The organism is uncultured Tepidimonas sp. (assembly GCF_938045175.1).
In the GTDB taxonomy this organism is placed as follows: Bacteria; Pseudomonadota; Gammaproteobacteria; order Burkholderiales; family Burkholderiaceae_C; genus Tepidimonas.
Genome location: NZ_CALIND010000142.1, coordinates 1 through 10,156, shown reverse-complemented (window position 1 = coordinate 10,156; position 10,156 = coordinate 1). Strand labels below are relative to the sequence as shown.

The following is a 10,156-nucleotide window of genomic DNA, read 5'->3' as shown; positions in this document are numbered from 1 at the left end:
GACGGCTGCCGACGGCAGCGTGCGCGCCCACTACGCCGCCTACGCCCGCTGGTTGCAGCAACAGCCGCCTGAGCGCATGGCTGCTCGCCGCGAGGAGGCGGAGATGATGTTTCGCCGCGTCGGCATCACGTTCGCCGTCTACGGCGACAAGGACGAAGACGGTGCGGGCACTGAGCGTCTGATCCCGTTCGACGTCATTCCACGCATCATTCCTGCGCACGAGTGGCAGCAGCTACAGCGCGGACTGGTGCAGCGCGTCACCGCCCTCAACCGGTTCCTCCACGACCTCTACCACGAGCAGGAGATTCTGCGCGCGGGCATCATCCCGCGCGAGCCCGTGCTGCACAACCCGCAGTTTCGCCCCGAAATGGTGGGGCTGGACGTGCCGGGCAGTGTGTATGCCCACATTGCGGGCATCGACGTGGTGCGTGCACCGTTACCGGGCGCAGCGGGCGAGGCGCAGTACATCGTGCTCGAAGACAACCTGCGCGTGCCCTCCGGCGTGAGCTACATGCTCGAAGACCGCAACATGATGATGCGACTGTTTCCCGAGCTGTTTCGCGAATACCGCGTCGCACCGGTGGCGCACTACCCCGACCTGCTGTTGGAGACCCTGCGCTCGGTTGCGCCCAGTCAGGTGGCCGACCCGACGGTCGTCGTTTTGACGCCGGGCATTTACAACAGCGCCTATTTCGAACATGCCTTTTTGGCGCAGCAGATGGGGGTCGAGCTGGTGGAAGGGCAGGACTTGTTCGTGCGCGACGGCCGCGTCTACATGCGCACCACCAGCGGGCCGCAGCCCGTCGATGTGATCTACCGGCGCATCGACGACGATTTTCTCGATCCGCTGGCGTTTCGCGCCGATTCGCAACTCGGCTGCGCGGGCCTGCTCGATGCCTACCGGCGCGGCCACGTGACGCTGTGCAACGCGATCGGCACCGGCGTGGCCGACGACAAGTCGATCTACCCCTATGTACCGTGCATGATCGAGTTCTACTTGGGCGAGCGCCCGATCCTGGCCAACGTGCCCACCTACCTGGGCCGCGAGGCCGATGACCTGGCCTACATGCTGGACCATCTGGAGGAGCTGGTGGTCAAGGAGGTGCATGGCGCGGGCGGCTACGGCATGCTGGTCGGCCCGGTCGCGACCCGGGCCGAGATCGAGCACTTTCGCGCCGCGATCCGGGCGCGCCCCGAGCACTACATCGCGCAGCCGACGCTGGCGCTGTCGACCTGCCCGACCTTTGTGGAGCAGGGCGTCGCCCCGCGTCACATCGATTTGCGGCCCTTCGTGCTGTCGGGCAAGACGGTGCAGATGGTGCCCGGCGGGCTGACGCGGGTGGCGTTGCGCGAGGGCTCGCTCGTCGTCAATTCGTCACAGGGCGGCGGTACGAAGGATACGTGGGTCCTGGAGACTTGATTCCGTCAACCCCAACGCCACCGGAGACTGTCATGCTGTCCCGCACCGCCGATCACCTGTTCTGGATGGCGCGCTACACCGAGCGCGCTGAAAATACCGCCCGCATGCTCGACGTGCACTACCAGACTTCGCTGCTGCCACAGCCCGACGCGGTGGCGCGGCAGGGCTGGGAGGGGTTGCTGCGCATCAGCGAGCTGATGCCGGCGTATCAGTATCAGTATGGCGAGGTCAGTGCGCGTGACGTGTTGCAGTTCATGGTGCGCGATGAATACAACCCATCGAGCATCTATTCGTGCCTGCGCGCGGCGCGTGAGAACGCGCGTGCCGTGCGTGGGGTGCTGACCACGGAGTTGTGGGAGGCGCACAACCAGACGTGGCTGGAGCTGCAGCGGCTGCTGAAAGCGGGCGAATTCGAACGTGATCCGGCGCGCTTCTTCGAGTGGGTGAAATTTCGCTCGCACGTCTCGCGCGGGGTCGCCTACGGCACCATGCTGCAGGACGAGGCGTTTCACTTCCTGCGCATGGGCACGTTTTTGGAGCGTGCCGACAACACGGCGCGCATGCTCGATGTCAAATTCCATGCCGCCCCTGCCGAGGCCGCGACGCCGGGTGCCGCCGCGGGCACGGACGCCACGCTCGATTTCTACCACTGGAGCAGCATTCTGCGCAGCGTCAGCGCGTTCGAGATCTACCGCAAGGTGTATCGCAGCGTGATCACGCCCGAGCGCGTCGCCGAGCTGTTGATTCTGCGCCCCGATATGCCGCGCAGCCTGAGCGCCTGCGTGGAAGAAGTCGTGCGCAATTTGGAGGCGGTGCGCAACGCCCAGTCGGCCGAGACCGAGCGCCACGCGGGGCGCTTGCGCGCCGAGTTGCGGTTTGCCCGCATCGACGAGATTCTGGCCAATGGGCTGCACGCGTTTCTGACGCAGTTTCTCGAGCGCATCAACGCCTTGGGCACGCGCATCAGCCAGACGTTTTTGTTGCCGGTGCCGGCGTGAGCGACACACCCGTCGCCGGGCAGACGCGCAAACGTACCACGCCCTCGGGCGGCGGCGTCTGCGGCAACCACGCGGTCAGTGGGCGGCAGTGCGCATCCAGGCAAAGCGTGTAGTCTGCGGCATGGGGCGAGCGCATCAGGCGCAGCGCCGACACGGGCAACGCGGGCGGCGCCCACTCGTAGCCGCCATCCCGCCACGTGGCGGGCGGGGCGGGCTCCATGCCGGCCCCCGAGCCCTGCACGCGCACCCAGCGCGGGCACAGCGCCCCGTGTGGCACGGGCGCGCACGGACCGTCGGTGTCGTCCGGGCCGACGAGGTCGTAGCGCTCCTCCCAGCGCGTGCGCTCGATGGTGTGCATCCAGGCCAGTGTGATCTGGCGCGCGGAATGCACCGCCTCGTGCGCGGTGGGCGGCGCGCCGTCGGTGTTCGGCGGCAAGGTGGCTGCGGAGGCCGCCCACAACAAGCACAGGGCCCAGCCGCCCGCCATCGGCACATCCGCGTCAGGAGCGGCCGGTCGCTCGCGCAGGCCGCCGGCGCTGGCGCCAGCCATGCCATACGAGCAACGCGACCGTGCCGGCCAGGCCAGCCTCGTCGGTGACCGGCAGCGCCGCCACCAGCAGGCTGGCCGCGCCGATCGCCCACAGGCGCTCCCACCAGGCCAGCGGCCCCCACAGGTGTCCGATCGCCCCCGCGCCCCAGAGTCCGATCGCCACCAGCGCCTTGAACACGATCCACGCCACCGCCCACACCGTCGGGTCGCCCTGCAGCATGAGTGCCGGGCTGTAGACCGCCATGTAGGGCACGATGAAGCCGGCGATGGCCACGCGCACCGCGTTGAGGCTGATGAGCAGGCCCCGCTCGCGCGCGATGGGCGCGGCTGCGAACGCCGCCAGCGCCACCGGGGGGGTCAGGTCGGCCATGATACCGAAATAGAAGACGAACATGTGCGACACGATCAGCGGCACGCCCAGCTCCAGCAGCACCGGCGCGGCCAGCGAACTGGTGATGATGTAGTTGGGGATGGTCGGGATCCCCATACCCAACACCAAGCACGTCAGCATGGTCAGCACCAGCGCCAGCAGCAGGTTGTCGCGCCCGATGGCGATCACGTGCCCGCCGATTTCCGCCGCCACGCCGGTGAGGTTGATGACCCCGATGATGACCCCGACCAACGCACAGGCGGCCGCCACCGGCAGCGCGTGGCGTGCGCCGTCGACCAGCGCCTGCAGGGCCAGCGCGCGCGCTTGCTGGCCGCAGCGCAGTGCGTAGGTCAGCGCCACCAGGGCGGCCGTGATCACGAAGAAGGCGCCGGCGCCAAAGCGGAAAAACCCGCTGCACGCCAGTGCCAGCAACACCCAGAACACGAAGCGCAGGGCGCGGCCACGCAGTCCCTGCATCACCGCCGCGCCAAAGATCAACACCACGGTCAGCGCCAGCCCGACCGTACCGGAAAACATCGGCGTGTAGCCTGAAAACAGCAGCACCACCAGCCCCAGCAGCGGCAGCAGCAGATACCAGCGCTCGCGCACCGCCGTCCACGGGTTGGGGCATTGCTCACGCGGCAGCCCCACCAACCCTTTGCGTCCGGCTTCCAGGTGCACCATCCAGAACACGGTGACGAAATACAGGATGGCGGGAATCAGCGCCGCCTGCACGATGGCCAAGTAGGGCACGTTGATGGTCTCGGCCATGATGAAGGCCACCGCGCCCATCACCGGCGGCATGATCTGGCCGCCCATGCTCGAGGTGGCCTCGACCCCGCCCGCGAATGCGGGGCTGTAGCCGAAGCGCTTCATGAGCGGAATGGTGAACTGCCCGGTCGTGACCACGTTGGCCACGCCCGAGCCGTTGATCGTGCCCATCAGGCCCGACGACAGCACGGCCACCTTGGCCGGGCCGCCGCGCGTGTGACCCACCGTGCCCATCGCAAAGTCGGTGAACAGGCGCACCATGCCCGCCTGTTCCAAAAACGCGCCAAACAGGATGAACAAAAAAATGTAGGTCGACGACACGTAGGTGGGCGTGCCGTAGATGCCCTCGGTGCCAAAGCCGAGCGTGGCGATGAGGATTTCCCAGTCGTAGCCACGGTGCGCCAGGGCGCCGGGCAGGTGCTGACCAAACGCCGCGTAGGCCAAAAAAACCGCGCAAATGATGGGCAGACCCCAGCCCATGACGCGGCGCGCCGCCTCGAACACGAGCGCGATGGCGGCGATGCCAACCCACCAGTCCCAGCCCTCGAGTTCGCCCGCGCGCTGGGTCAGGTCAGCCTCGAACACCCACTGGTACAAGCCGGTGCCAAAGCCGGCGACCCCGAGCACCCAACCCAGCGCGCGCCCGGCCTGGGCCAGCCGCGGACCGCGACGCTGAAACGGCGGATACAGCAAAAAGATCAGCCACAGCACGAATCCGACGTGCAGGGCACGGATGACCTGGCTGGAGAGCGGGTGAAAGGCCGCCATCCAGAGCTGGAAGGCCGCAAACGCCAGCGCCACCCAGGTGGCGGGCGCACGCCAGTCGGGCCCCGTGGCGCCGGACGGGGCCGGGTGAACCGGTTCGGCTTGCATGTATCGTGGTGGGGCGTCAGCGTGGGCCCACAGTGGTTACTTGATCAAGCCCACTTCGCGGTAGTAGCGCTCGGCCCCGGGGTGCAGCGGCACCGGCATGCCCTTGAGGGCGTTGTCGCGCTTGATGGCGCGCGCGGCGTTGTGCGCGGCGTACAGCGTGTCCAGGTTGTCATACATGGCCTTGGTCATGCGGTAGACCAAGTCCTCGGGCACGCCGCTGTGCGTGACCAAAAAGTTGGGGATGGCCGCCGTCGGTATGTCCGTCGTTTGGCCGGTGTAGGTGTTGGCGGGAATGACCGCAGGCTGGTACGCCGGGTCGCCCACCTTGGCCACGACTTCCGGGGGTACCGGGATGACGACGATCTTGATGGCCGTGGCCAGATCGCGGATGGAGGCCACGCCCAACCCGGCTGACTGCAGCGTGGCGTCGAGTTGGCGACCTCAGGGGAAACCCCGTGGCGGCGACGCCCGGGTGACATCCGGTGCAGGGGCGCCGACGGCGCGCGCCTGCTCGACGGCATGGCCCAGCGCCAGCACGGCCATCGCGTAATAGCTGCTCTGGTTGTAGCGGGTGATAGCGTAGAAATTATCGGTACCCAGCACATAGGTGGCGGGGGCGCCGCCACGCGTGGGGTCACCGTTTTGCAGCTCGACCAGCGCCAGCAACCCGTCGGTGTGCGCCTCAGCCTCGGGCGCGGGGCGCGCGCCCAGGGCGCGTAATTGGTCCAGCGTGAACGTGGGGCGGATGTCTGGGGCCAGCAGCGTGGCCAAATGCTCGCCATCGGCAGGGGGCGTGACGGCGTACGTCGGTGCCAGACCGGGCCGCCAACCGTGGGCGCGCAAAAAGCGGGCCACGGACGCGATGGCATCGGGGGCGCTGGCCGTCAGGTCCACGTGGCCATCGCCGTCGGCATCCACACCGTAGGCCAGCCAATTGCTGGGCATGAACTGCGGCAGCCCCATGGCGCCCGCGTAGCTGCTGCGCCACGCATCGGGGGCGGTGCCCTCCAGCCGCGCCAGCCGCAAGAAGGCGCGCAGCTCTTGCTGAAAGTACGCCTGGCGGGCGGCGGCGCGCGGGTGGGCGGCCGGGAAGTCCAGCGCCAGCGTGGTGAGCGCGTCGAGCGTGCGGTGCTGACCCAGGTGGCGGCCGTAGAGGGTCTCGACGCCAATGATGCCCACGATCAGCGCTGCCGGGACGCCGTATTCGGCTTCGGCGCGTGCCAGCGCAGCCTCGTGCGCCGACCAAAAGCGCACGCCGGCTTGGATGCGCGTCGGCTCGACGAAGCGCGCGCGGTAGGCAGCCCAATCTTTGAATGCGGCGGGTGGTGGGGGCAGGATCAAGCGCGTGACGCGCTCGTCACGCCGGGCGCGGGAGAGCCACCGCTGCGCCCAGCCGTCCGTCCAACCCTCGGCGGCGTCGATGGCCGCGGCCAGCGCTTGGGCATCGGTGCGCGCGGCATAGGTGGGGTCGGCAGGCGCGGGCGGGCGGGCCTGGCCCACGCTTGGGGTGCCGGCCCCGGCCAGCACGGTCAGTCCGGCCATGACGAGCAGGGTGCGCCGACGCAGGGCCGGCGCGTTGTCCGGCGCTGCCTTGGGTGGCAGGGGCAGTGTGGAGAGTCGGCGCGCGAGCGTTGGCAGATCGGGCATCGGGGGTCGGGAAGGCGTCGTCACGCGTGCATCGTAGCGCACCGCTTCCAGCGCCAGCAGCCATTCGGCCCAGGCGCGCCGCATGTCGGCATCGCTTTGCACGGTCGGGTGCTGTTCGATGCGGGCCAGCAGTCGGCGCGGGGTCAGCGGCGGCGGGCATGCTATCCCCGCGCGCGCCCAGCGCCGAGCGGCGCGCGCCAGCAGGTGCTGCCACGGGTCGCGGCGGGGCCGGTGCCACACGAGGGCCGCGGTGCCCAGCAGCGCCAGCGCGGCCAGCGCGATGCCCAGTGCGCGCGCGGCGTCGCGCCAGTCCGACGCGTCCAAGCCCAGCCGCCGCAGCATATCGAGCTGGCGCGTAGGGCCATAGTCCAATACCCAGTCGTTCCAGCGCTGGTTGGCGGCGTCCCAGACGGCGCGCAGCGTGGTCAGCAGCCGCGGGTCGAACCGGACCACCGCGGCCGCAACGGGGCCGGGCGGGGGGCTGAGCCGCTGTGCGGTGGTGGTGCGATCCGGGCTGACGTAGGCGGTGGGGTCGATACGCACCCAACCCTTGCCGGGCAGCCAGACCTCGGCCCAAGCATGGGCGTCGCTCTGGCGCACGGTCCACCGCCCGTCCAAGGGGTTGGGCTCACCACCCTGATAGCCGGTCACGATGCGCGCGGGGATGTCGAGCGCACGCATCGCGATCACGAACGCCGAGGCAATGTGCTCGCAAAAGCCCTCGCGCCGGTCGAACCAAAATTCGTCGGCCGTGTCGCGTCCGTAGGGGCCGGGCTCGAGCGTGTAGCGGTAGCCGCCATCGCGCAAGCGGCGCAGCACCGCGTCGACCAGCACGTGCGGCGGCGGCTCGCCCAAGTCGCGGCGCAGCTGCTGTGCCCAGGCCAGCGTGCGTGGGTTGTAGCCCGGCGGCAGCTCGCGGTCCACCTGCAGCGCCAGCCGCTGCGCGTTGGTGCCGCGCTGGTGCGCGGGGTAGGCGTGCCCCTCGTAGCGCAGCACGTCGGTGACGGGGCGCGCCAGCCACCACTGCCCATCCGGCGAGGATTGCGGCGTCAAACCCGCCAGACTACCGGCGGCGGCAGTGATCACCGGGGCGGTGGGCGTGGCGTCCAGCGTCAGCAGCCACGGGCGCAGACTGGGCTCCATCGTGACCTGATAGCGCACAGCCGACCCGAGCGGTGCGAAATCGCCTCCGGTGTCGTGCAACAGCAAGCCGACGGGCACATCGGTGGCGGCATCCGGGCCGTGCACCGGTCGCCAGCGTCGCCCGTCGAAGACCCGCAGCACCGGCCCCCGAAAATACAGCGCCTCGCGCGGCGGTGCGCCATCCGGAAACGCCACGCGCAGCGCCACCCGCTCGTCCAGCGCCAGCCGGGCCACGTCGCCGACCTGCATCTGGCCCGACAGACCGCTGCGCCCCAGGGCGGTGTCGGTGGGGATACCCCACAGCGGCGGCAGGCGCGGAAACAGCGCAAACAGCAGCGCCATGATGGGCGCCCCCAGCAGTGCCATGCCACCGGCCGTGCGTGCCGCCTGCGCCAGGGGCGGGCGGCCATGGGGGCGGTGGGCCAGCACCAGCCCCGTCAGCAGCCCCCACACCGCCAGCACGATGCCCAGCGCCATCGGCAGCGACTGCGATTGCAGCAGTGGCGTGAGCAAGGCGAAAAAGCCCAGGAAGAACACCACGAACGCATCGCGGCGCGCGCGCAGCTCCAGGGTCTTGAGGGCCAGCAGCACGACCACCATCGTCACGCCGGGCTCCGGGCCCAGCAGCGTGCGGTGGGTGTAGACCGTCAAGCCCACGGCCACCGCTGTGAGCGCGAGCCGCCACGGCCAGCCCGGCAGCGCGCGCCCCCGCCAGGCCAGCCAGCCGCGCCAGGCCAGCACGCCAAAAGCCAGCGCGCTGGTCCACCCCGGCACGTGGCCGGCCTGCAGCACGACGATCCCGCCGATCACCGTGAGCAGAAACAGGGTGTCGCGGGCCTCGCGCGGCAGGGCAGCGAGGCGCGGAAACAGCGCCGACGGGGTCAGTGGCATGCCAGGGCCTCCAGGCAGCGGCGGCGGTGGGCAGGCCCATGGTCCGGCTCGATGACGATAGCGGCTAGCCGCAGGCCGTAGCGCCGACCCTCGGCGTCGGCGCGCAGCACCCAGGCCGCCAGGCGTGAGCGCCGGGCTTCCAGCGACCCCAGGCCGCAGCAGGCCTCGTCGAGCCAGAGGTCGGCGGATGGCGGGGTGGGCTCGGCGGCGCGCACCAGCCAGCCCGCTGGGTTGCCATCGGTGCGCGCCGCCTTCTTCCACAGCACGCGAGTGGCGGCGTCTCCAGTGCGGTACGGACGCACGGCCTGTGGTGTCGCGTCGCCCGTGGCGGTATGCCGGATGGGTAGCGCTACGGGCTGTAAAGGCGCCGGCGTGGACAGCGAGGCCGTGGGCAGCGCCGGGGCGTCGGGTTCCGGCGCGGGGTAGACCGTGACGCTGCCTGCGGGGCGCCACACGCTCCAGAAGCGGACGACGCCCAGCGGGTACAGGGATTCGACCCGCAGCAGCGGCAGCGCGTGCCGTCCGCGCGTGGGCAGCACCAGCGGCAGCTCGATCGCCGTGCGGTCGCCCGCGGCGACGTCGGTGCCGGCCGCTGCCGCGCCGGGCTGCAGCCACTGCACCGACACCGCCCAGCGCGGGTGGCGCCCGGGTGCCTCCAGCCACACCCGGGCCGGGATGAGGCGCCCGGCCCAGGCCTCGCCGTCGATCGAGACCTGCAGCCGCAGCCCGCGCAGGTTGGCATGCCCGACGTGCACGCTCGCGGCTATGCTGCCCGCCAACAAAAATGTCAGGCCGTAGCCCAGGTTGAGTTGGTAGTTGATGCTGCCCACCAGCAACAGCAGCAGCGTCAGCCCCAGCATCCAGCCCGCCCGGGTGGGCCACAGATACAGGTTGCGGTGCGTCAGCACGTGCTGCGCGGTGACGGGCAGGCGGGCCAGCCACCAGGCGCGCCATCGCTGCCGCCAGCCGCTGTGGGGTTGGGAGGGGGCGGCCATCGGGCTCACGGCAAGGGCAGAGCCTGTACCAGCGCGTGCAGTTGGCCGGCCGCATCGCGCCCCGCGCCGCTGACGGGCACGAGTCGGTGTGCGGCCACCGGCACCAGCACGTCGATCACGTCGTCCGGCGCCACGTAGCGGCGCCCCTGCACCAGCGCGCGGGCGCGCGCGGCGCGCAATAACGCCAGGCCCGCCCGGGGGCTGAGCCCGTGCACGAACCAGCGGCCGTCGCGCGTGGCCTCGAGCAGCGCCTGCACGTAGTCGAGCAGGGCGTCGCTGACCGTCACCGCCCCCGCGGCCTGCTGCAGTGCCCGCAGTCGGGTGCCATCGACCAGTGCCGGCAGCCGTTGCAGCATGTCGCGCCGGTCTTCGCCCGCCAACAGCGCACGCTCGGCGCGGCGGTTGGGGTAGCCGAGTGATAGCCGCATCAAAAACTGGTCGAGTTGCGATTCGGGCAACGCGTGCGTGCCGATTTGCTCGAACGGGTTTTGCGTGGCG

The 10,156-nt window shown here is 70.4% G+C and carries 7 protein-coding genes and 1 pseudogene; 2 read left to right on the top strand and 6 right to left on the bottom strand.

Annotated elements, in window-relative coordinates:
- Together Q0716_RS07515 and Q0716_RS07510 are read left to right on the top strand one after the other, a co-directional pair.
- Positions 1–1,420, top strand: a 1,420-nt coding sequence (locus Q0716_RS07515; protein WP_366139725.1) for a circularly permuted type 2 ATP-grasp protein, incomplete at its 5' end; no start/stop codon positions are given.
- A gap of 32 nt (positions 1,421–1,452) precedes the next feature.
- Entirely contained in the window at positions 1,453–2,418 is a 966-nt protein-coding gene (locus Q0716_RS07510) for an alpha-E domain-containing protein (protein WP_299021553.1), read from the top strand.
- On the opposite strand, the gene Q0716_RS07505 is transcribed toward Q0716_RS07510, so the two are convergent.
- The 6 genes and pseudogenes from Q0716_RS07505 to Q0716_RS07480 form a co-directional block, all read right to left on the bottom strand.
- Positions 2,384–2,968 (bottom strand): DUF1850 domain-containing protein, encoded by a 585-nt coding sequence (locus tag Q0716_RS07505; RefSeq protein ID WP_299021550.1) that lies wholly within the window; start codon positions 2,966–2,968, stop codon positions 2,384–2,386. The genes Q0716_RS07510 and Q0716_RS07505 overlap by 35 nt on opposite strands.
- Positions 2,919–4,982, bottom strand: coding sequence for a TRAP transporter permease (locus tag Q0716_RS07500; protein ID WP_299021548.1), 2,064 nt, complete (start codon positions 4,980–4,982; stop codon positions 2,919–2,921). The genes Q0716_RS07505 and Q0716_RS07500 overlap by 50 nt, the downstream gene beginning before the upstream one ends.
- 36 nt (positions 4,983–5,018) lie before the next feature.
- Positions 5,019–5,408, bottom strand: a pseudogene (locus Q0716_RS07495) (TAXI family TRAP transporter solute-binding subunit); the annotation flags it as partial.
- A gap of 15 nt (positions 5,409–5,423) precedes the next feature.
- Positions 5,424–8,663 (bottom strand): lytic murein transglycosylase B, encoded by a 3,240-nt coding sequence (gene mltB / locus Q0716_RS07490; protein WP_299021544.1) that lies wholly within the window; start codon positions 8,661–8,663, stop codon positions 5,424–5,426.
- A complete protein-coding gene (locus Q0716_RS07485; RefSeq protein WP_299021543.1) occupies positions 8,654–9,658 on the bottom strand; it encodes a DUF58 domain-containing protein in 1,005 nt (334 codons plus the stop codon). The genes mltB and Q0716_RS07485 overlap by 10 nt, the downstream gene beginning before the upstream one ends.
- 5 nt (positions 9,659–9,663) lie before the next feature.
- On the bottom strand, positions 9,664–10,156 hold a 493-nt coding region (locus tag Q0716_RS07480), incomplete at its 5' end, for a MoxR family ATPase (protein WP_299021542.1).